Source organism: Rhodovulum euryhalinum, from assembly GCF_004342445.1.
Taxonomy (GTDB): Bacteria; Pseudomonadota; Alphaproteobacteria; order Rhodobacterales; family Rhodobacteraceae; genus Rhodovulum; species Rhodovulum euryhalinum.
On the sequence record NZ_SLWW01000003.1, the window covers coordinates 101685 to 123190 of the forward strand.

General features: G+C 64.6%; 20 protein-coding genes. 13 read left to right on the plus strand and 7 right to left on the minus strand.

Annotated features, from left to right (window positions below; translation table 11 throughout):
- Position 1: 1 nt before the first annotated feature.
- The gene (locus EV655_RS04610; protein WP_132542320.1) at positions 2-553 is read right to left on the minus strand and encodes a TadE/TadG family type IV pilus assembly protein; all 552 of its coding nucleotides are present in this window, start codon (positions 551-553) and stop codon (positions 2-4) included.
- On the minus strand, positions 550-2301 hold the full coding sequence (locus EV655_RS04615; RefSeq protein ID WP_165905265.1) for a TadE/TadG family type IV pilus assembly protein: 1752 nt from the start codon (positions 2299-2301) through the stop codon (positions 550-552). The genes EV655_RS04610 and EV655_RS04615 overlap by 4 nt, the downstream gene beginning before the upstream one ends.
- A gap of 291 nt (positions 2302-2592) precedes the next feature.
- Between EV655_RS04615 and dnaG the strand changes: the two genes are divergently transcribed.
- The 6 genes from dnaG (at position 2593) to ubiV (ending at position 10280) form a co-directional block, all read left to right on the plus strand.
- On the plus strand, positions 2593-4626 hold the full coding sequence (gene dnaG, locus EV655_RS04620; protein ID WP_132542322.1) for a DNA primase: 2034 nt from the start codon (positions 2593-2595) through the stop codon (positions 4624-4626).
- A 49-nt stretch (positions 4627-4675) separates the two neighbouring features.
- A complete protein-coding gene (rpoD, locus tag EV655_RS04625) occupies positions 4676-6661 on the plus strand; it encodes an RNA polymerase sigma factor RpoD (protein WP_132542323.1) in 1986 nt (661 codons plus the stop codon).
- Positions 6662-7208: 547 nt separating this feature from the next.
- Positions 7209-7652, plus strand: a complete 444-nt coding sequence (locus EV655_RS04635) for a hypothetical protein (protein WP_132542325.1) — start codon at positions 7209-7211, stop codon at positions 7650-7652.
- Between the two features lie 161 nt (positions 7653-7813).
- Entirely contained in the window at positions 7814-8350 is a 537-nt protein-coding gene (gene ubiT, locus EV655_RS04640; protein WP_243644987.1) for a ubiquinone anaerobic biosynthesis accessory factor UbiT, read from the plus strand.
- Complete coding sequence (gene ubiU / locus EV655_RS04645; RefSeq protein ID WP_132542326.1) at positions 8347-9354, plus strand: ubiquinone anaerobic biosynthesis protein UbiU; 1008 nt, start codon at positions 8347-8349, stop codon at positions 9352-9354. Before ubiT ends, ubiU begins: the two co-directional genes overlap by 4 nt.
- 5 nt (positions 9355-9359) lie before the next feature.
- Positions 9360-10280: a ubiquinone anaerobic biosynthesis protein UbiV gene (gene ubiV / locus EV655_RS04650; protein ID WP_243644988.1), complete on the plus strand. Its 921-nt coding sequence runs from the start codon at positions 9360-9362 to the stop codon at positions 10278-10280.
- A gap of 72 nt (positions 10281-10352) precedes the next feature.
- On the opposite strand, the gene yghX is transcribed toward ubiV, so the two are convergent.
- Entirely contained in the window at positions 10353-11240 is an 888-nt protein-coding gene (gene yghX / locus EV655_RS04655) for a YghX family hydrolase (RefSeq protein WP_132542330.1), read from the minus strand.
- A 414-nt stretch (positions 11241-11654) separates the two neighbouring features.
- On the opposite strand from yghX, the gene lepA reads away from it, so the two are divergent.
- From lepA to EV655_RS04670, 3 genes are all read left to right on the plus strand, one after another.
- Positions 11655-13457, plus strand: coding sequence for a translation elongation factor 4 (gene lepA / locus EV655_RS04660; protein ID WP_132542332.1), 1803 nt, complete (start codon positions 11655-11657; stop codon positions 13455-13457).
- A gap of 2 nt (positions 13458-13459) precedes the next feature.
- On the plus strand, positions 13460-14890 hold the full coding sequence (locus EV655_RS04665; RefSeq protein ID WP_132542334.1) for a hypothetical protein: 1431 nt from the start codon (positions 13460-13462) through the stop codon (positions 14888-14890).
- A gap of 169 nt (positions 14891-15059) precedes the next feature.
- Positions 15060-15314, plus strand: a complete 255-nt coding sequence (locus EV655_RS04670) for a hypothetical protein (protein WP_132542336.1) — start codon at positions 15060-15062, stop codon at positions 15312-15314.
- Between the two features lie 3 nt (positions 15315-15317).
- Here EV655_RS04670 and EV655_RS04675 read toward each other — a convergent pair whose 3' ends face one another.
- Positions 15318-15596: a hypothetical protein gene (locus EV655_RS04675; RefSeq protein ID WP_132542338.1), complete on the minus strand. Its 279-nt coding sequence runs from the start codon at positions 15594-15596 to the stop codon at positions 15318-15320.
- Positions 15597-15780: 184 nt separating this feature from the next.
- Between EV655_RS04675 and EV655_RS04680 the strand changes: the two genes are divergently transcribed.
- The 3 genes from EV655_RS04680 to EV655_RS04690 all read left to right on the plus strand — a co-directional run bounded on the left by EV655_RS04680 (position 15781) and on the right by EV655_RS04690 (position 17017).
- Positions 15781-16215 (plus strand): DsrE family protein, encoded by a 435-nt coding sequence (locus tag EV655_RS04680; protein ID WP_132542340.1) that lies wholly within the window; start codon positions 15781-15783, stop codon positions 16213-16215.
- 81 nt (positions 16216-16296) lie between these two features.
- Entirely contained in the window at positions 16297-16473 is a 177-nt protein-coding gene (locus EV655_RS04685) for a CTP synthetase (protein ID WP_132542342.1), read from the plus strand.
- A 79-nt stretch (positions 16474-16552) separates the two neighbouring features.
- Positions 16553-17017, plus strand: a complete 465-nt coding sequence (locus EV655_RS04690) for a cytochrome b (RefSeq protein ID WP_165905266.1) — start codon at positions 16553-16555, stop codon at positions 17015-17017.
- Here EV655_RS04690 and EV655_RS04695 read toward each other — a convergent pair.
- Together EV655_RS04695 and glyA are read right to left on the minus strand one after the other, a co-directional pair.
- Entirely contained in the window at positions 17014-17778 is a 765-nt protein-coding gene (locus tag EV655_RS04695) for an alpha/beta fold hydrolase (RefSeq protein WP_132542346.1), read from the minus strand. The genes EV655_RS04690 and EV655_RS04695 overlap by 4 nt on opposite strands.
- 97 nt (positions 17779-17875) lie before the next feature.
- On the minus strand, positions 17876-19171 hold the full coding sequence (gene glyA, locus EV655_RS04700; RefSeq protein ID WP_132542348.1) for a serine hydroxymethyltransferase: 1296 nt from the start codon (positions 19169-19171) through the stop codon (positions 17876-17878).
- 165 nt (positions 19172-19336) lie between these two features.
- Here glyA and EV655_RS04705 point away from each other — a divergent pair, with 165 nt between their 5' ends.
- Positions 19337-20104 (plus strand): NAD kinase, encoded by a 768-nt coding sequence (locus EV655_RS04705; RefSeq protein WP_132542350.1) that lies wholly within the window; start codon positions 19337-19339, stop codon positions 20102-20104.
- A 42-nt stretch (positions 20105-20146) separates the two neighbouring features.
- On the opposite strand, the gene EV655_RS04710 is transcribed toward EV655_RS04705, so the two are convergent.
- A complete protein-coding gene (locus tag EV655_RS04710) occupies positions 20147-21499 on the minus strand; it encodes a sigma-54-dependent transcriptional regulator (RefSeq protein WP_132542756.1) in 1353 nt (450 codons plus the stop codon).
- Positions 21500-21506: the final 7 nt, after the last annotated feature.

Below are 21506 nucleotides of genomic sequence, written 5' to 3' on the forward strand. Positions count from 1 at the left end.
TTCAGATCCCGGCTCCGGGTTCGTTGACAAAGGCAGAGGTCGCCACCAGCGCGTAGCCGTCGCGCGGATCCTCGTGCAGCCGGAGACCGAGGCCGACGCCGGGGAAGAACGGATCCACCACCACGCAGGCGCGCACCATCATCAGGCTGTTCTGGGGCCCTTGCGCGAAATTGGTCACAGGCTGGATCGGGGCGCTTCGGTCGACGCAGGTCGCCGCGGCATCGGGCAGGTTCCAGGTGGTCTTCGACACAGGCGTCAGTTCGACCCGGATCACGTTCGGGCAGTCGGGGAAGAGATGCGCCTGGCTGCAGATGATGTCCTTGAACATGTCGTGATCGAGCCCGGGATACTGGCCGAGGCGGATGCCGCGCATCGACTCGTCCAGCGCGTGGTCGAGAAGCATCTGGCGCGTCATCAGGATCGAGGATTCGAGGCTCATCAGGAACATCGAGAACACGATCGGGAACGTCAGCACGAACTCGATGCTGGCGGTTCCGTCCTCGCGGCGGATCGCCCGGATCAGCCGGGCCGTCAGGCGGAAGAGCGGGGTCATTCGGTCAACTTCAGTTGGTTGATCGACGATGCGATCGCGCCGAACACATCGGAAAGGTTCATGCCGTCGGCGAGGAAGAAGTGGTTGATCGTGCTCGCACAGTTGCGCATGACCGTCTCGGCCGCACTGCCCTTCCCGACCTCGAATCCGATGGTGTAGACCAGAATGTCCTTGTCCTTGGCGGCCCGGCACATGTTGGCCAGTCGGCTGTTCTTGGTCGAGTTGCCATGGGCGAGTTCCGCGTCCGGGAGCCACCAGAAGTCGTTGAACCAGTCGGTCGTGAACTTGGCCCAGACCTCGGGATAGGACATCTGGTAGGGCGTTCCCGGGTTGCTCGTGCCGCCGACATAGACCGCGTTCTGCCAACTGCTCTTGACGTCGTCGCCGTCCTCGTCGACCCAGCGGTACTGGTTCTTGTCTTCGTTGTAGACCGAGTACACGTCATTGCCGGGGGACCCGTCCGGTTTGGTGTAGTGCCAGACGACGGAGGGGCCGAAGCGGTAAGCCGCCTTCAGATAGTGCTGGTTGGTGTTCACCCCGTCGGTCATCAGGATGATCGCCTTGATGTTGTAGCTTTGCCCATACTCGTAGGGGCGGCCGTCGAACAACGGGTCGATCACCATCTCGGTCGATCCTGCGGAAACGGGGGTGTTCGCCAGGTTCGTGACAACGCTCTGCGTGTCGGGGTCAAGCAGCGCAGCCCCCCATTTCATGCCGATATCAATCGAGGTGTTGCCGCCTGCGGACAGGGCGTCGATCGCCGTGTAGACCTCGGACGGATCATCCAGCAGCGGCTTGATCGCGCGCCAACTCTCGGTCCGGCAGGTCCAGTCGCTGGGCGACTGGTAGGACTCCCGCCACGGGTCGAAGTGGCCCGTCCGCTGCAACTGGTCGAGTGGTGACAGGCTGACGCTCTCGTAGTCGGAGGCATCGAAATCGACGCAGAACGAGGCGTTGTGCTCGGTCGTGACATTGTATTGCGAGAGCAGCTGCGGACCCGCGCTGACCTGTTCGGAATAGGGCACGATCGAGATCGACACCTTGCCATGCTGCACCTCGCAGGGCTCGCCCGAACCGCGGTTTGTGTTCGGGTTGCACTGCATGTGATGCACGAAATCCTTGGCCGCCTTGCGCAGTTCGTAGATCTTCGACTTGCCGGTGGAAGAGGACGAGCCCATCGAGCCGGACACGTCGAGCACCAGCGAGATCTCGAGATCGCTGATCCCTTCCTCGGCGCTGCTGGTGGAGAGGACCGGAAGTTTCGTGAAATCGGTCGGGTTGCCCGTCAGGTTGGCGGCATCCTGCATCTGCCCCTCGCGGACGAACCATCGCCGGTTCTGGGCGACCCGTTCCATGATCGGCAGGAAGATCGGATCCATCGTGGCGCCGGCGATCACCCTGACCTTGCGGTAGGCAACGGTGTCCGAAGACGTTTCTTCCTCGACGCTGATATTGCCGACATGCTTTCCCAGCCCTGCCTTCTCGAAATAGTCGCGGACCACGGCCTCGGGATCCTGGGTCTGGCCCAGGCTCGTCGCGGCGAGCACCGCCCGGTCCGCCGTGTTCTGCATGCGCGTGCGCGTGTATTCGTACCGCATGAAGTCGATGGCGAGCCCCGCGGTGAACAGCATGGCCACCAGCAGCATCAGCGAGAAGATCACCAGGCTGCCGGTCTCGTCGTCGCGGAACCGTCGCAGCGGGGCGGCCTCGCGTGCCTTGCCGTCCCTGACAATGATATCAATGAACATCGGGATCATCCTCGGTTCCCGGGGCATGGCGCCACTTTCCGCGCGCAGTCCGGCACTGCAGTATTGAGCCCTGATCCTGTGGCGAAAATGAGGCGCGAATCGGCATTTTTAACTGGATTTCCGGGGGCTTCTCTCCATTTTCCCCGCGGTCCTGCGGTATTGTGGCAGACGCGGAAACAGTGCGCCGCGCGCGCCGGGAATCGGTCTTTGCCCGCTGTCAGGCCGACCGGCCGCAGGCGGCTCTGGTCCGGCCGACTGGACAGGACCGGCCCCGCGCCCGATATTGCAGGCATGAGCCTGCCCCCCGGATTCCTCGACGAGTTGCGCACCCGCGTGTCGCTGTCCCAGGTCGTGGGGCGCAAGGTCCTGTGGGACCAGCGCAAATCGAACCAGGCCAAGGGCGACCTGTGGGCGCCTTGTCCGTTCCACCAGGAAAAGACGGCCAGCTTCCACGTCGACGACCGCAAGGGATTCTACTACTGCTTCGGCTGCCACGCGAAGGGCGACGCGCTGTCCTTCGTCCAGGAAACCGAGAATGTCGGTTTCATGGAGGCGGTCGAGATCCTCGCCCGCGAGGCCGGCATGCAGATCCCCGCCCGCGACCCCCGCGCGCAGGAAAAGGCCGACCGTCGTTCACAACTGGCCGAGGTGATGGAACAGGCGGTGCGCCAGTACCGGATGCAGCTTCGGACCGGGGCGGCGGCAGAGGCGCGGGCCTATCTGGACCGGCGGGGGCTGACGGCGGCGGCGCTGGATCGCTGGGAGATCGGCTTTGCGTCGCCCGACTGGCGCGGGTTGTGGGCGCATCTGCGGGGCAGGGGTGTGGCCGAAGACCTGATCCTGGGCGCCGGGCTTGCCAGACGCTCGGACAAGGGCGGCGAACCCTATGACATCTTCCGCAACCGCATCCTGTTCCCGATCCGCGATGCGCGCGGGCGCGCCATCGCCTTCGGCGGGCGGGCGATGGACCCGGCGGACAGCGCGAAATACCTGAACTCGCCCCAGACGGACCTTTTTGACAAGGGGCTGAACCTGTTCAACTACGGTCCGGCGCGCGAGGCGGCAGGCAAGGGCCAGCCGCTGATCGTTGCCGAGGGCTACATGGACGTCATCGCGCTGTCCGAAGCCGGGTTCGGTGCGGCGGTGGCGCCGCTCGGCACCGCGATCACCGAGGCGCAGCTTCAGCTTCTGTGGCGCATCCACCCCGAGCCTGTCATCGCGCTCGATGGCGACAAGGCGGGGATCAATGCGGCCCGGCGCCTGATCGACCTTGCGTTGCCGATGCTTGAGGCGGGGCACGCGCTCCGCTTTGCCCTGATGCCGCCCGGACAGGACCCCGACGATGTGATCCGCGCGGGCGGGGCCGGTGCGATGGGCAAGCTGATCGAGGCCGCCCGGCCGATGGTGCAGCTCTTGTGGGAGCGCGAGACCGAAGGAAAGGTCTTCGACAGCCCCGAGCGGCGCGCCGCGCTCGACCGCGACCTGCGCCAGGCGCTGTCGCGGATCAAGGACCCCTCGCTGCGCCGCCACTACGGCGAAGAGATCAACCGCCTGCGCTGGGAGTTGTTCCGCCCCGCCCGGAGCCCTGCCCGGAAGGGGCCCTGGAAAGGACATGTGGCGCCTGCCGCGCCGCGCGCCTCGACCCGTGGTTCGGCGCTGGTCGCAGCACCTGAACGGTTTGACGAGGAACTGCGCGAGGCCGTGATCTTGGCGACGCTGGTCACGCATCCCGCGCTGATCCCCGACTTCGAGGGTCCGCTTGAGGCGCTGGACTGGACGACGCCGGACCATGCCCGCCTGCAGGCTGCGCTGCTGGCTGTGGCGCATGCGGCGCCCGAAACCGGGACCGTTCCCTTTCGCGCCGCACTTGAGGCCCATGTCGGCCTGGAGCCACTTGAAAAGCTGTTCGCCCCAAGCCATGTCCGCATTGCCCCTCCGATCCGCGATCCGGGCGACGCCGAAAAGGCAGCGCTTTGCTTGGCCGAGGAACTGGCCAAGCTGTCGGCGGCGCGGGGCGCCCGACGGGAAATCGAGGAAGCGATGCACGATCTTCAGGGTCTCGCCGACGAGGGGCTGACCTGGCGCCTGGGCCAGGCGGCCGAGGCGCGAAACCGTGCGGGCCGGAGCGACTCCGAGGATCGTGCCGATTACGAGATCGGGCCGAATGGCGCCCGGATCAGCCGGGACGAGAAGGATGCCTTCGCCGAACTTCTGGACCGAATCGACTATGGCCGCGGCAAGCGCCGCGATTCGGGCACAGGTGCCCGGGAAACGTCAGGAAAAACGGGGGAATCGGGTGGTCTTCCCGATGATTCGCGCTATTGAGTCGGTTTCAATAGCCGAGCGAATCAGCCTCCCCCGCTAGGAGCACTTCATGGCCGCAAAAGACACCGACGACAGCAAGACCGACGAGCAGGACGCCGAGATCTCGCTCGACATGAGCCAGGCGCAGGTCAAGAAGATGATCGCCGAGGCCAAGGAGCGCGGCTACATCACCTATGACCAGCTCAATCAGGCCTTGCCGCCGGATCAGGTCAGTTCCGAACAGATCGAGGACGTGATGTCGATGCTGTCCGAGATGGGCATCAACATCATCGACGCCGACGAGACCGAGGAGGGCGAGGAAAGCTCGACCGCCGTGGTCGAGGCCTCGACGTCGCGCGAGGTGGCGCTGGCCTCCAGCCAGTCGGAAACGCTCGACCGGACCGACGACCCGGTGCGGATGTATCTGCGCGAGATGGGCTCGGTGGAACTGCTGAGCCGCGAGGGCGAGATCGCCATCGCCAAGCGGATCGAGGCCGGCCGCAACACGATGATTGCCGGGCTCTGCGAAAGCCCGCTGACCTTTCAGGCGATCACGATCTGGCGCGACGAGCTTCTGAACGAGGACATCCTGCTGCGCGACGTGATCGACCTCGACGCCACCTTCGGCCGGTCGGTCGAGGGCGACGACGACGTGCCGGTGGTCGACGGGCTGGACGTCGAGACCGCGGCCAACACCAACACCCGCAAGGAAGCCGAGCCCGAGTTCGACGCCGACGGAAATCCGATCCGGCGCGAGGACGACGAGGACGACGACGAGCAGGCGAACATGAGCCTCGCGGCGATGGAGGCCGCGCTCAAACCCCGCGTGCTTGAAACCCTCGAGATGATCGCCCGCGACTATGCCAAGCTTTCGGACATCCAGGACAAGCGCATCCAGGCGACGCTGAACAAGAACCTGCGGTTCTCCGAGAAGGATGAGGCGGAATACCAGAAGCTGCGCGCCGAGATCGTCGAACTGGTGAACGAACTGCACCTGCACAACAACCGGATCGAGGCGCTGATCGACCAGCTTTACGGCATCAACCGCAAGATCATGCAGATCGACAGCCAGATGGTGAAGCTCGCTGACGAGGCGCGCATCAACCGGCGCGAGTTCATCGACGAATACCGCGGCCACGAGCTTGACCCCCACTGGATGGAGCGGATGGGCGACAAGGCGGGCCGGGGCTGGCAGGCCTTTGTCGAGCGGTCGTCGCCCAGGGTTGCCGAACTCAGGGCCGACATGGCGCAGGTTGGCCAGTATGTCGGCGTCGACATCCAGGAATTCCGCCGCATCGTGAACCAGGTGCAGAAGGGCGAGAAGGAGGCCCGCCAGGCCAAGAAAGAAATGGTCGAGGCGAACCTGCGCCTGGTGATTTCCATCGCCAAGAAATACACCAACCGCGGGCTGCAATTCCTTGATCTCATTCAGGAAGGCAATATCGGCCTGATGAAGGCCGTGGACAAGTTCGAGTACCGCCGCGGCTACAAGTTCTCGACCTACGCGACCTGGTGGATCCGTCAGGCGATCACCCGGTCGATTGCCGACCAGGCGCGCACGATCCGCATCCCGGTCCACATGATCGAGACGATCAACAAGCTGGTGCGCACCGGCCGCCAGATGCTGCACGAGATCGGCCGCGAACCCACGCCCGAGGAACTGGCCGAGAAACTCCAGATGCCGCTGGAGAAGGTCCGCAAGGTGATGAAGATCGCCAAGGAGCCGATTTCGCTGGAAACCCCCATCGGCGACGAGGAGGATTCGCAGCTTGGCGATTTCATCGAGGACAAGAACGCGGTCCTGCCGCTGGACTCGGCGATCCAGGAGAACCTGAAGGAAACCACGACCCGCGTTCTGGCCTCGCTGACGCCCCGCGAGGAACGCGTGCTGCGCATGCGCTTCGGCATCGGCATGAACACCGACCACACGCTGGAAGAGGTCGGCCAGCAGTTTTCCGTCACCCGCGAACGCATCCGCCAGATCGAGGCGAAGGCGCTTCGGAAGCTGAAGCATCCCTCGCGGTCGCGGAAGTTGCGGAGTTTCCTGGATCAATAGACATGTATGAGCGGGCTGTGGCCCGCTCATTTTTTCGATGCGCAAGCTTAGATACGTCGTTTACAAGATTACTTTCCCAAATGGAAAGATCTACGTGGGTAAGGACATAGGTGAGCCTGGCCACTCGATACGATATTTCGGGTCATGGAATGTGCTTGATGTCGAAGCCGATTTTTCTGTTAACGAATTGAAAAACTTTACGCTTCAAAAGGAAATTCTGTTCGAAAGCGACGATAAGGCGGAAGTCACGCGCAAAGAAACAGAATTAATTGTCAGCCTCAGGTCGAACGACCCCAGCATCGGCTACAACAAGACACATCGAAGCCGCTTACGCAGTCAGAATAGCTAAGTAACAGGCGTAGGGTGGGTGTAACCCACGATGAGGAGTGCCGACGAGGGTGCCAACCCACCATTCGCCTCCCAAGCCGCGGGCCATCGGTGGGTTTCACCCACCCTACGGCCCCATCGCTACCTCGTGACCTCCCAGCGCTTGCCGGATCGAACGGCCCGGATTATCCCGAAGGGACCGCGCCCCGGAGACCCGCCCATGCGCCTCGCCCTCACGCTCTGCACAGCCCTCGCCCTGACCGCCTGTGTTCCCCAAGGCCCCAATGACGCGCCCGGGGCCATCCGCACCTTCCGCGGCAACCTCGTGGTCCCCGACGCCCGCACCCCCGGCCAGTTCGAGGTCTTCGCCCGGGCGGGCGACTCGGGGTCCGACCTGTGGTGCGCGGCCGCGGAATTCGCCGAGGACGAACTGCGGGTGCCGGTCAACCGGCGCATCTACCTCGTCACCCCGCGCGGCCCCAGCCAGAGCCGCCCCGGCGCCACCAGCGCGGTCTTCACCGTGTCGCCCGATGCCGCCCTGCGGCAGGCCGCCGGCGCGCTGCCCGACAGCCTCTCGATGGAGGTGACCCGGCCCGGGCGGAACTTCCTGCCGATTCACGGCCGCACCGTCTGCCGGCCGATCTTCGATCTGCCCTTCGACTAGCCGCGAGCGGCCTCACGCGCATGTGAAGCGCCGCTGACCCGCCGGAAACATCAGGTTTCCCGCCCCCGGGTCCGGCCTGTGACAATTCGTGGCGCCGACGCCCCGGGCGGTTTGACGTAAGTCAAGTCCCTCGCACGGACATCCCTGTATCGACTGGCGCCATGACATCCGAACCCAAGTCTTCCCGCCTTCCCGGCGGCTCCGGCGGCTTTCCTTTCACGCCACCGCTGCCGCTGTTCCTGCTGAACCCCATCCTCAAGCGGATCGTGACCAGGATCGCGGCGCAGAACCCCGACATGTTCGACCGTCTGGGCCCGCACCGGCACGCCTATTTCCTGATCGACCCGGTGGACATCCCGTTCATGCTGTATCTGCGCCCCGACCCGGACGCGCTGGATTTCCGCGCGGTCGGCCGGCGCAACCTGCCGCCGCATGCCGCGCGGATTTCGGGCAAGTTCCTGGATCTGCTGACGCTGATGGACACCGAACAGGATGGCGATGCGCTGTTCTTCTCGCGCGACCTGATCGTGACGGGTGACACCGAGGCGGTGGTCTGCCTCAGGAACGCGCTGGATGACGTGGACGAACCGATCGCCGAAAGCGTGGCCGAGATGTTCGGCCCGCCCGGGCGCGGGGCGCTGAACGTCCTGCGCCGTGCCGCCGAGAATGCCCAGAAACGGAAAGGGGCCCGCACATGAACGCCAAGGTCAAGCCCGAGCTGATCTGTCCCGCCGGAACCCCTGCGGCGTTGCGCAGCGCGGTCGATGCCGGCGCCGATGCCGTCTATTGCGGCTATCAGAATGCCACCAACGCGCGCAACTTCACGGGGCTGAACTTCACCCCCGCCGAGATGGAGAAATCCATCCGCTACGCCCATGACGGCGGCACCAAGGTTCTGATCACGCTGAACACCTTTCCGCCCGCGGGCAAGGTCGAGCTGTGGAAGGAGGCGGTCGACCTGTCGGCAAAACTGGGCGCGGATGCCTGCATCGTCGCGGATATCGCCGTAGCTGCCTATATCCGCGACCACCACCCTGACATGCGGATTCACCTGTCGGTGCAGGCGGCGGCGTCGTCGCCCGAGGCGATCCAGTACTACGTCCGCGAATTCGGGGTAAAGCGCGTGGTGCTGCCGCGCATCATGACGATCGCCGAGATCAAGGGCCTCGTCGAGGAAATCCCCTGCGAGGTCGAGACCTTCATCTTCGGCAACCACGGCCTTATGGTCGAAGGGCGCTGTTCGCTGACCAACTACGTCACCGGCCAGTCCACCAACATGGACGGCGCCTGTTCGCCCGCGTCCTGCGTGAAGTACGAACGCGCCGATGACGGCAGCATGTCGACGATCCTGGGCGATTACATGATCGACCGCTTCGGCCCCGAGGAAACCGCGGGCTATCCCACGATCTGCAAGGGCCGCTACAAGTGTGACGCCCGCGACGGCGGCTATTACGCCTTCGAGGAACCGGTCAGCCTGAACGCCTCGGCCATGCTGCCGCAACTGATCGAGGCCGGTGTCCACGCCTTCAAGATCGAGGGCCGCCAGCGCAGCCGCGCCTATGTCAAGAAGGTGGTCGCCGCCTTCCGCGAGGCGGTCGATTCGATCATGGCCGGGCAGGAACCGAAACTCGCCGACCTCGTCGCGCTGACCGAGGGTCAGAAGCAGACCGAGGGCGCGCTCAAGACCAAGAAATGGAGGTGACGGCGATGAACCCGTCTCTGACCCTTGGGCCGAACCTGTTTCACTGGCCGGCCGAACAGCGGATCGACTTCTACAACCGGATCGCGGACGAAAGCCCGGTGGGCACCGTCTATCTGGGCGAGGTGATCTGTTCCAAGCGCACGCCCTTCTTCGACGACGTGCACCTGCCCGCCGTGGCCGAACGGCTGGAGCGCGCGGGCAAGACGGTGGTCTATTCCTCGTTCTCCGAGGTGGTCATCAAGCGCGAGCGCAACATCCTGATGGACTGGTCCCGGCAGGAGGGGCGCGATCTCGAGGTGAACAACACCGCCGCGCTGCTGCACCTGACGAACCGGCCGCACCGGATCGGCGGATTGCTGAACGTCTATAACGAGGACACCATGGCCTATCTGGCGGGCCAGGGTGCGACCCATTTCAGCCTGTTGCCGGAACTGCCGCGCGCCGCCATCGCCAACCTGGGTGCGAAGGCGCGCGACCTGGGCGTCGGCGTCGAGGTTCAGGTGTTCGGCCGCGCCTCGCTGGCGCTGTCGGCGCGCTGCTATCACGCCCGGGCGCATGCCCGCACCAAGGACAACTGCCAGTTCGTCTGCGGCGAGGATGCGGACGGGATGACGCTGATGACTATGGACGACAAGCCGTTCCTGACGGTCAACGGCATCCAGACGCTGAGCTATGGCTATCTCGACCTGATGGCCGATCTCGACGACATGCGGTCGATCGGGGTCACGCATTTCCGGGTCATGCCGCATACCTGCGACATGATCGCGGTTACGCGGGCTTTCGACGACGTTCTGGCAGGGCGGATCGACGTCGCGGAGGGCGAGGCCAAGCTGCGCGAACTCGGGATCGAGGCGCCCTTCGTCAACGGCTTCTACCGTGGCCGGGCCGGGCACGACTGGGTGCCGCGCGCGGCCGAACTGGCCTGACGCACGGGCGGGCCCGCCGGCCCGCAATTCCCGCGGAAATTGTGCCAGGGGTCTCGAAGAGGCCCTTGGCGCCTATCTCAGATGCTCTGCAAGGAACGCCAGCGTGCGCTCCCACGCCAGTTCTGCCGCCGCCTCGTCGTAGCGCGGGGTGGAATCGTTGTGGAACCCATGGTTCACGCCCTCGTAGACATGCGCGGTATAGGTCTTGCCGTGTTCCTTCAGCGCCGCCTCATAGGCAGGCCAGCCCGCGTTGACCCGTTCGTCGAGCCCGGCATAGTGCAGCAGCAAGGGTGCCTCGATCCGCGGCACGTCCTCGGCCGCCGCCTGCCGTCCGTAGAACGGCACCGAGGCGTCGAGTTCCGGGTAGGCCACCGCCAGCGCGTTGCACACGCCGCCGCCGTAGCAAAAGCCGACGCAGCCCACCTTGCCGGTGGCGTCCGTGCGCGCCTTGAGGTGTTCGAAGGCCGCGAACCAGTCGTTCATCAGCTTCTCGGGATCGACCTGTTGCTGCAAAGCACGGCCCGCGTCGTCGTTGCCCGGATAACCGCCCACGCTCGACAGCCCGTCCGGGGCCAGCGCCATGTAGCCCGCCTTGGCCAGACGGCGCGCGACGTCCTCGATATAGGGGTTCAGGCCGCGGTTCTCATGCACCACCAGCACGGCGGGCAGCGGCCCCTCGGCGGCCGACGGGCGCACGAGATAGGCGCGCACGTCTCCGTGGCCGTTCGGCGAGGGATAGGTGACATACCCGGCCCGGATCTCGGGGTCGTTGAACGAGACCTGCTCGGCCAGGGCGTAGTCGGGCTTCAGCATGTCCAGAAGGACGGCGGCTGTCAGCCCACCCACCGCAAACTTCGCCGCCCCGTCGAGGAAGTCGCGCTTGGAGATCCGGCCATGGGCGTAGAAGTCGTAGAGTTCCAGCAATTCGGGCGCGAAGTCCCTTGCGGTCAGTCGGGTCATGGCATCCTCCCTTGAAACGCCGGCCCGGCCGCCTTTGCCGGGGGCTTGGCTATGACATAGCGTTCCCGCGGCAAAGGTCAGGCGGGCGCCCGTGCAGACCGCCTTCACCATCGCGACGCGGGGGCAGGGCGACGGCCTGCCGACGCTTTCATGCGCCATACCTCCGGTTCGCGGCTGATCCGGGAAGACGCCGATCCCGATGTCAAACGTGACCTTGAGGCCACCTGCCCCGGCCAGTGCCCGCCTGCCGCCGCCGTTGCCCATCGCACGCGGCCTTTACCCCCCTCCGGGTCCGACAAAAGTCCGATAGGTTTCCGATCGCCGCGGCCCAGCAAAACAAGGCCGTTAACCGCCGACTCGGCCGCCCCCGCGGATCCGCTTGACCGGCCCCTGAAACCGCCGCATATCCCGCCCATGACCGAGCTTTCCCAGATCCGCAACTTCTCCATCGTGGCCCATATCGACCACGGAAAATCCACCCTCGCCGACCGGCTGATCCAGCTGACCGGCACCGTCGCCGAGCGCGACATGAAGGAGCAGTTGCTCGACTCGATGGATATCGAGCGCGAGCGGGGCATCACGATCAAGGCCAACACCGTCCGGATCGAATACCCCGCGAAGGACGGAAAGACCTATGTTCTCAATCTGATAGACACCCCCGGCCATGTCGACTTTGCCTACGAGGTGTCGCGGTCCATGCGCGCGGTCGAGGGATCCCTGCTGGTGGTCGACGCCACGCAAGGCGTCGAGGCGCAGACGCTGGCCAACGTCTACACCGCGCTCGATGCCGACCACGAGATCGTGCCGGTGCTGAACAAGATCGACCTTCCGGCCGCCGAACCCGCCCGCGTGGCCGAGCAGATCGAGGACGTGATCGGCATCGACGCCTCCAACGCCATCCAGATCAGCGCCAAGACCGGCCTCGGCATCCCCGATGTGCTCGAGGCGATCGTCACCCGTTTGCCTCCCCCGCACGAGGGCGACGCGACGAAACCCCTCAAGGCCTTGCTGGTCGACAGCTATTACGACCCATATCTTGGGGTTGTCGTCCTCGTCCGCATCATCGACGGCGTCCTGCGCAAGGGCGACCGCATCCGCATGATGCGCACCGGCGGCACCTATGGCGTCGACCGCATCGGCGTCTTCCGCCCCGCCATGCAGGACATCGCGGAACTGGGCCCGGGCGAGATCGGGTTCCTCACCGCCTCGATCAAGCTGGTCCGCGACACCCGCGTCGGCGACACCATCACCACGGAAAGAAAGGGCATCGAAACGCCCCTTCCGGGGTTCAAGCCGTCGATTCCCGTGGTGTTCTGCGGCCTCTTCCCGGTCGACGCGAACGAGTTCGAGGATCTGCGCGAGGCGATCGAGAAACTGGCGCTGAACGACGCCAGTTTCACCTACGAGATGGAGACCTCGGCCGCGCTCGGCTTTGGATTCCGCTGTGGATTCCTCGGCTTGCTGCATCTCGAGGTGGTGCGCGACCGGCTGGAACGGGAATACGGCATCGACCTCATCACCACCGCGCCCAGCGTGATCTACCACGTCTACATGCGCGACGGCACGATGATGGAGCTGCACAACCCCGCCGACATGCCCGACCTGACGCTGGTCGACCATATCGAGGAACCGCGCATCCGCGCGACCATCCTGGTGCCCGACGATTTCCTGGGCGACATCCTGAAACTCTGCCAGGACCGGCGCGGCGAACAGCTTGACCTGACCTATGCCGGTTCGCGCGCGATGGTGGTCTATGACCTGCCGCTGAACGAAGTGGTGTTCGATTTCTACGACCGCCTGAAATCGGTGACCAAGGGCTATGCGAGCTTCGATTACCAGATGGCGGGCTATCGCGAGGATTACCTGGTCAAGATGCAGATCCTGGTGAATGACGAACCCGTGGACGCATTGTCGACCATGGTTCACCGCGACCGGGCCGAGATGCGGGGCCGCGCGATGGTCGAGAAGCTCAAGGAACTGATCCCGCGCCACATGTTCAAGATCCCCGTCCAGGCCGCCATCGGCGGCCGCGTCATCGCCCGCGAGACCATCGCGGCGCTGCGCAAGGACGTGACCGCGAAATGCTATGGCGGCGACGCGACGCGCAAGCGGAAGTTGCTGGACAAGCAGAAGGCGGGCAAGAAGAAGATGCGCCAGTTCGGAAAGGTGGAGATCCCGCAGCAGGCGTTCATCAATGCGTTGAAGATGGATGGGTAAGGATGCCGGTGATCGAGTTCGAAACGTTCAATCACTTCGCCGTTCCGGTTAGTTTGTTTTTAGGCATTGGGATTCTTCTGGACAAGGTTGTGGGCTCACCACAAGTCGAGCTTGAGCGCAGGCGTATTCCGGAACTCTTTCCTGTACTCGAGGCAGTCTATAATATTGTGTTCCGGCGTTTATTTGGCGCGAATTTTTTTTCCGCCGAATATCTATTTCGCAGTTTCATTTTTTCAATTATTGCGTTCACGGCCATTTCCCTCTTTCTGATCGGCAGGTATGTTGACGACCCGAAAGAATTGTTCTCTTGGTTTCAGTCTTTCTTATTCATTTATTGTGCGATTGCCAACTTTTTATTTGATTCTGTTCTTATAAAGATGCTTGGTTTTTTCTTGGGTTGGGCGATTGAGCAAAAGGATCGACTCAGGTTCGTCCTTGTAAGCTTTTTGGGTTTGTTTGGGACGGTACAGCTTTTTGCAATTGCTGCACCTCTGCTCTTGTTGCCACTGATTATCTCCCTCAACGCTGTTTATAATTTTTCCATTTCCGGAGAATCTTTCGTCAAGGTCTATGAAATAGATAAGTATACAGACGATGGTCTGTCTAGATTCGAGATTTCAGTCAAGTCGAATGTCGAGCGGAGCCGTATAGGAGGGAGTTCAAGCTTTATCTATTTTGAGACTGAAGATGATTTGGTTTTCTTCGACGCCATTTCGCCTATTGACCACTATATTAACGATAGGACGCCTGTCAAGATTTCACTCTTTACAGATCGCTCGGCGGCAGAAGTGGTTCTACTTACGGAAAGTGGAGGCGGTCCGATCGCAGACTCCGAGTGGATGAAGATGCGTGAACTTGTTTCCGAGGAAATTGGCCAGGTGGATGAGGGTTCGTTTATTATTAGAGTGGATGGAGAACTGCGTCCATTGAGTGTGTTTCGAGTTCATGATATTCTTTTGGGCGCGATTCGGCAAACATCTTATGTAACTTCTAACATTACTCGATTATTTTATCCGCATTTTGGATTTCGGGTGGTGGGAGATTTCTTTGCCTTGCCGGGCTACAATCCCTACCTTTATGACAGAATCTGTTACGACGGTCATTATATTGTGGAGACAAAAAATTTAGGCGATCGTATTTGTAGGACGACAGCAGTTCAGGCGTTGGGTCGAAGCAATAACGTCTATAGTGAGCAATACCCATTCTCGCGGATTTCATCAGGAGTAATTCCTTTGTCGGTTATGCTTTTGACGTCGCTTCTCTTGGCATCGTTGTTGCTTATTGCAACGGCTACTAGGGCGTTTGCTAAAGTTTTGTTTGTGTTTTTAAAGAATTTTTCTCTTGTGGCGCTGAAGTACTTTTCCAGAGCTCCGTTTTCCATTTCCGGTTGTTTGCTTGGGTGTTTTTTTGGATTGAGTTTCGTCATTCGCTAGTCGACCACAGCAATCGTAGGGTGGGTGCCAACCCACCACCTTGCCACCTCCGGACCGCCCATGGTGGGTTGCACCCACCCTGCGGGCCTCACGCCCTCGTTATCCCGCCCGACTGATCCGCGGCATCCTGCCGCACGTATCCCCCGCTTAACACCCAAGGGAGGGATCCATGGACCGTCTGAGCATCATGCTGACCCCCGTCACCGGGGCCGTGATCACCGGGTTTATCGTCATCGTGCTGTTTTCGCTGGGCTTCTACAGCTGGGTCGCGGTCGCCATCGGCGCGGCCATCGGCTGCATCGGCGCCTGGCCCGCCGCCTATCTCGTCTCGCGCCGGATCAAGGACGAAGACCCGTTCTGGACACGCCGCGACCCCAAGGTGCAGCGCCGCATCGCCCCCCATGCCGGCCTGCCCGAGGTCTGAGCGCTACCCCTCCGACCCCCGGACCGACTCCGGGTGGTCGGAGACGAAGCGGTGCAGCACGGCGTAGAGCGCCCGCGCATGGGGCAGGTCGTCGGCGTGAAGCGCCTCGCGGATGTCCTCGCAGATCATCGCCTGCACCTTCTGCGCCCCGTGATGGGCATGCATCAGGTAATCCGCCAGCAGCGTGGCATCCGCCTCGGGGATATGCTCGTGCTCGGCAATGGCGGCGATTTCGGCGCGCGTCAGGTCGGTCATGTCCTCGATATCGTCCAGCGTGATCATCGGTTTCCCCCCTCGCGGCTGACGGGCCATCCTAGCACGCGCGCGGCCCCGCCCGCTTGACCCGCGTCAACCCGGCCGCGAAAGGCCCGGGGAATGTGCACAAGTCACAAAGCCCGCCGGGCACATGCGTTATGGCTGTCCCATCGAAACCGATCGAACGCGATCGAACAGAGGGGAGATCCAGATGATCCGGACATTCAAGGCCACCGCGCTGGTGCTGGCGCTGACCGCCACCGCCGCTGCGGCCGATGACGTGAGCAGGCTGGTCGCCGTGGTGACCGACGCCAATCCGCAGACCCAGCTGATGAGCATGGTGCTGACCAACCAGGCGATCGACCGCGGCGTGCCGACCCGCATCCTGCTGTGCGGTCCCGCTGCCGACATCGCGCTGAAGGACGCCCCCGAGACCGCCACCGCGCCGCAGCCGCCCCGCGGCGCCAGCCCGCAGGCACTGTTGCAGGCGGCGATGAAGAAGGGCGCCCGCGCCGAGGTCTGTGCGATCTACCTGCCGGGCAAGGGTCTGGCGGCGGACGCGCTGATCGAGGGCGTGGGTGTGGCCGAGCCGCCCGCCATGGCCAAGGCGATGGCCGACCGGCGCGCGCGCATCTGGTCATTCTGACGCAGCTTGCGCTGGATCAAGGTGGGTCCGGGGCAGGGGGGCTTTGCTGGGATTGGTCGAATTCCAGTCCGGGAGGCCCGCATGCTTCGGCTCGCCGCAGTCCTGTTCACGCTGATTTCCGCTACGATGATGGGGATCGGGGTCGTGGCCGTGCTTGTCGCCGGGTACGATACGCTGATCCCGATCGCCGCCGCTGCCATCATCGGTTTCGTTGTCGCGATGCCGGTGTCGTGGCAAGTGGCGCGCGCCATCTACTGACCGCCGGGCCTCTCTGGCGGCCGAGTCACGGGATTTGACCTTCGGAGGGCAAGGGATGTCTGTTTCAGGGTATTCGCGCATGCAGATCCGCCTGCACTGGGCGGTGGTGGGTCTGGTCGCGGTCCAGTTCCTGTTCCACGACGGAATGGTGCACGCGTTCCGCGAACTGATCGACACGCAGGTCCAGAACTTCAGCGCCGGGGTGATCGTGCATATCGCGGCGGGGCTTGTGATCCTCGTGCTGACCTTCTGGCGGATCGGCCTGAAGATGCTGCATGGCGGGCCCGTGCCCGACGCGTCGCATTCGCCGGCGCAGGTGATGGTGGCGCGTGTCACCTACGGGCTGTTCTACCTGCTGCTGGTTCTGTTGCCGGTCTCGGGGATGGTCGCCTGGTCGCAGGGCTCTGGGCTGGCGGGCAATGTCCACGGGGCGCTGCGGGTGGTCCTGTTCCTGCTGATCGTCGTGCACGTGGCTGCCGCGCTGATGGGCCAGTTCGTCCGGAAGGACGGCACCATGACCCGGATGGTCAAGCCCATCGACTAGGCCAGGAAGGCCCGTACCGCGGCTTCGAAGTCCCGCGGCTTCTCGGCGTGGAGCCAGTGGCCCGCGCCGGGGATTTTCGCGAACCGTGCACCGGGAAACAGCGCCTTGATCCGGTCGCGGTGCTCGGGGCGGACATAATCCGACGCCGCGCCCGACAGGAACAGGGTGGGACCGGCAAACTGTCCCGCGATGTCGTCGGGCCAGCCCACGATATGCGCCATCTCGGTTTCGAGACTGTCGAGGTTGAGACGCCAGACCGGCGGACTGGACTTGAGATCCAGCGATTGCAGAAGGAAGGCGCGGACGGACGCGTCGCCGATCTGCGCGGCCAGCGCCGCGTCGGCCTCGCCCCGGCGCGTCACATGGGCAAGGTCCAGTGCCCGCATGGCGGCGATCAGGTGGGCCTGGCTGTGGCCATAGGCGACCGGGGCAATGTCGGCGACGACAAGGCGGTTCACCGCCTCGGGGCGGGTCAGAGCCAGCACCATCGCCGCCTTCCCGCCCATCGAATGGCCCAGAACATCCGCCCGTCCGCCATGGGCGGCGATCACCTCGGCGAGGTCGTCGGCGAGATCAGGATAGCGGTGGCGGGCGGCCCAGGGGCTGGCGCCGTGGTTGCGCATGTCGACTGCGATCACCTGACGGCTGTCCGACAGCCGCTTTGCGATCACCCCCCAGTTCCGCGCCGAGCCGAACAGGCCATGCGCGATCAGCAGAGGCGGCGCGTCGGTGGGTGTGCCGTGGATCTGGGTCGCTAGCATACCGGTTCGGGGCGGGGCCTGCGGCCCCGTTCCTTGGGTCGTTGGGCCAGGAAGAAGGGGGGCCGAGCCCCCTTCGGCGCGCGGACCGTGCCCTGGATCAGAGCCCGGGATAGATCGGGAAGCGGGCGCAAAGCTCGGCCACCTCGGCCTTGACCTTGTCCTCGGCCGCGGCATTGCCCTCTTCGCCATTGGCGGCGAGGCCGTCCACCACCTCGGTGATCCAGCGGCCGATCTGGGCGAATTCCTGTTCGCCGAACCCCCGCGTCGTGCCGGCGGGCGAGCCGAGGCGGATGCCGCTGGTGATCGTGGGCTTTTCCGTGTCGAACGGGATGCCGTTCTTGTTGCAGGTGATATGGGCGCGGCCCAGCGCCTTTTCGGTGGCGTTGCCCTTGACGCCCTTGGGCCGCAGGTCGACCAGCAGCACATGGCTGTCGGTGCCGCCGGTGACGAGGTCGAGCCCGCCGTCCATCAGCGCGGCGCCCATCGCCTTGGCGTTCTTGATGACCTGTTCCTGGTAGGTCTTGAAGCCGGGTTCCAGCGCCTCGCCGAAGGCGACCGCCTTGCCCGCGATCACGTGCATCAGGGGGCCGCCCTGGATGCCCGGGAAGATCGCCGAGTTGAACTTCTTGGCCAGTGCCTCGTCATTCGTCAGGATCATGCCGCCGCGGGGGCCACGCAGCGTCTTGTGCGTGGTCGTGGTGGCGACATGGGCATGCGGGAAGGGCGAGGGGTAGAGGCCCGCCGCGACCAGCCCCGCGAAATGGGCCATGTCGACCAGCAGGTAGGCACCCACCATGTCCGCGATCGCGCGGAAGCGGGGAAAGTCGAGGATGCGCGGGATCGCCGAACCGCCCGCGATGATCATCTGCGGCTTGTGCTCTTTCGCCAGCGCCTCGATCTGGTCGTAATCGGGCAGCAGGTCGGATTCACGCACGCCGTATTGCACCGCGTTGAACCACTTGCCCGACTGGTTGGGGGCAGCGCCATGGGTCAGGTGGCCGCCCGCGTCGAGGCTCATCCCCAGGATGGTGTCGCCGGGTTTCAGCAGCGCGGTGAACACGCCCTGGTTGGCCTGCGAGCCGGAATTGGGCTGGACGTTGGCGAAGCCGCAATCGAACAGCTTGCACGCCCGCTCGATCGCCAGGCTTTCGGCGATGTCGACGTACTGGCAGCCGCCGTAATAGCGCCGCCCGGGATAGCCCTCGGCATATTTGTTGGTCATCACCGAGCCCTGCGCCTCCAGCACGGCGCGGCTGACGATGTTCTCGGACGCGATCAACTCGATCTCGTCGCGCTGGCGGCCGAGTTCCAGCCCGATGGCGCGGGCGATCTCGGGATCGCGGCTGGCAAGCGTCTCGGTGAAAAAGCCGTTGTCCTGGTGTGGTGCGTTCATCCTGGCGTCTCCCTTTGGCAGCGCGGGCAGCGTGGAGCGGTTTCTAGCCGAACCGGGCGCCCTGAGAAAGACTCAATACGCACCCCGGGGCGGTCCTTTCGTCGGTCTTGTGTTTCGGGGCAGGGCGCGCGATCACTGACGCCGAACTGCGCGAAAGGGGGCGAGATGGCGCCTGTACGCAAGATCGCCTTTCTGGCCAGCGAGACCGCGCGGGCCGAGGGCGCGCTCGAGGCGTTGGTGGCGCGCTACGGGCAGGTGCCGCCCGAAGAGGCGGACGTTATCGTGGCGCTTGGCGGGGACGGGTTCATGTTGCAGACGCTGCATGCCACGCAGGATCTGCGCGCGCCGGTCTACGGGATGAATTGCGGCACGATCGGCTTCATGATGAATGAATACCGCGAGGACGGGCTGATCGAACGGCTGGTGGCGGCCGAGCAAGAGGTCATCAACCCGTTGCGGATGCAGGCGACGCGGCCCGACGGCCGGGTGGTCGAGGCGCTGGCGATCAACGAGGTCAGCCTGCTGCGCGCCGGGCCCCAGGCGGCCAAGCTGAGGATCATCGTCGACGGCAAGCTGCGTCTCGAGGAACTGGTCTGCGACGGCGCGCTGGTGGCCACGCCCGCCGGGTCGACCGCCTACAACTATTCCGCCCATGGCCCGATCCTGCCGATCGGCTCGGACGTGCTGGCGCTGACGGCGGTCGCGCCGTTCCGGCCGCGGCGCTGGCGCGGTGCGCTGCTGCCCAAGACGGCAAATGTGCGGATCGAAGTGCTGGAACCGGAAAAGCGTCCGGTGATGGCCGAGGGCGACAGCCGCGGCGCGGGGATCGTGTCCGTGGTCGAAATCCGCTCGGAACCGGCGATCGCCCACCGCATCCTGTTCGATCCCGGCCATGGCCTGGAAGAACGCCTGATCCGCGAACAGTTCCTCTGAGGACTGGCGCAAAGGCGATCTGCCGCCGAAAGAGCCGGGGCGCTAGCCGGCTTCGTCCTTTCGGCCCCAGGCCTCGCGCTTGCGGTAGAGGGTCGAGGGCGAGACGTCGAGCACCCTGGCCGCCCGCGGCAGCGACCCGCCTTCGCGCGCGATGGTTTCCTCGATCACGATCTGCTCGATCTCGGCCAGCGTCCGGCCGATCAGGTCACCGGCCGCCAGTGGCGGCGGCGCCTGCTCGGAGGCGGCGATCCGGTGGCCCGGCCGGTCGCGTTCGTGCTGCAACGCGATCGGCAGCATGTCGAGCGTCACCTCGGGCCCGTCATGCAGCACCACCGCGTGGCGCAGCACGTTCAGCAACTGGCGCACGTTGCCGGGCCAGGGCAGGCGGCGGAACAGCGCCGCCACCTCGGGCGCGAGCCCGGTGAAGCGGCGCCCCTCTTCGGCTGCGAACCGGGCAAGCACGGCCTCGGCGATCTCGATCACGTCCGAACCCCGCTCGCGCAGCGGCGGCAGGTGGATCGGCACCACATAAAGCCGGTAGTACAGATCCTCGCGGAACCGGCCGCGGCGCACTTCCTCCAGCGGGTCGCGGTTGGTTGCGCAGACGATGCGCACGTTTACCTTGCGCGGATGGGCCGCCCCGATCGGCTGGATCGTCGAGGTTTGCAGAAAGCGCAGCAGCTTGGTCTGCAGGCCAAGATCCATCTCGCAGATCTCGTCCAGAAACAGCGTGCCCCGGTCGGCCACCGCGGCCGCGCCCGGCTTGTCGGCCAGCGCCCCGGTGAAGGCGCCCTTGAGATGGCCGAACACCTCGGATTCCAGCAGGTCGCGCGGAATCGCGGCGCAGTTCAGCGGCACGAAGGGGCCCGCCGCGCGCGTCGAGGCGGCATGCACCGCCTGGGCGCAGATCTCCTTTCCGGTGCCGCTTTCGCCGGTGATGAACACGGTCGCCATGGACCGCGCGACCGAGGCGATGCGCTGGTAGACGGCCTGCATCTGGGGCGAACTGCCGACAAAGCTTGCGGCCGGGCCGTCGCCGCCATCGCGCAGCGGCGCGCGGCTGCCGTTGCCGTTCGCGTGTTCGGCCAGCGCGGTATCCACGGCATGCAGAAAGCGTTGTTCGTTGAACGGTTTCAGCAGGAATTCGTAGGCGCCCGCGCGCATCGCGTCGACGGCCCGATTGATCGAGCCGTTGGCGGTGACGACGATCACGCGGGTTTCGGGCGCGATCTCGAGGATTTCCTGCAGCACCGCCTGTCCCGGCCGGTCGGGCAGCATCAGGTCGAGCAGCACCACCGAGGGGCGCAGCGCGCGGAACCGTTCCAGACCCTCGGCGGCCGTCGTGGCCGAGACCACCGTATGGCCCGCACCGCGCAGGACGGATTCATAGACCATCTGCAGC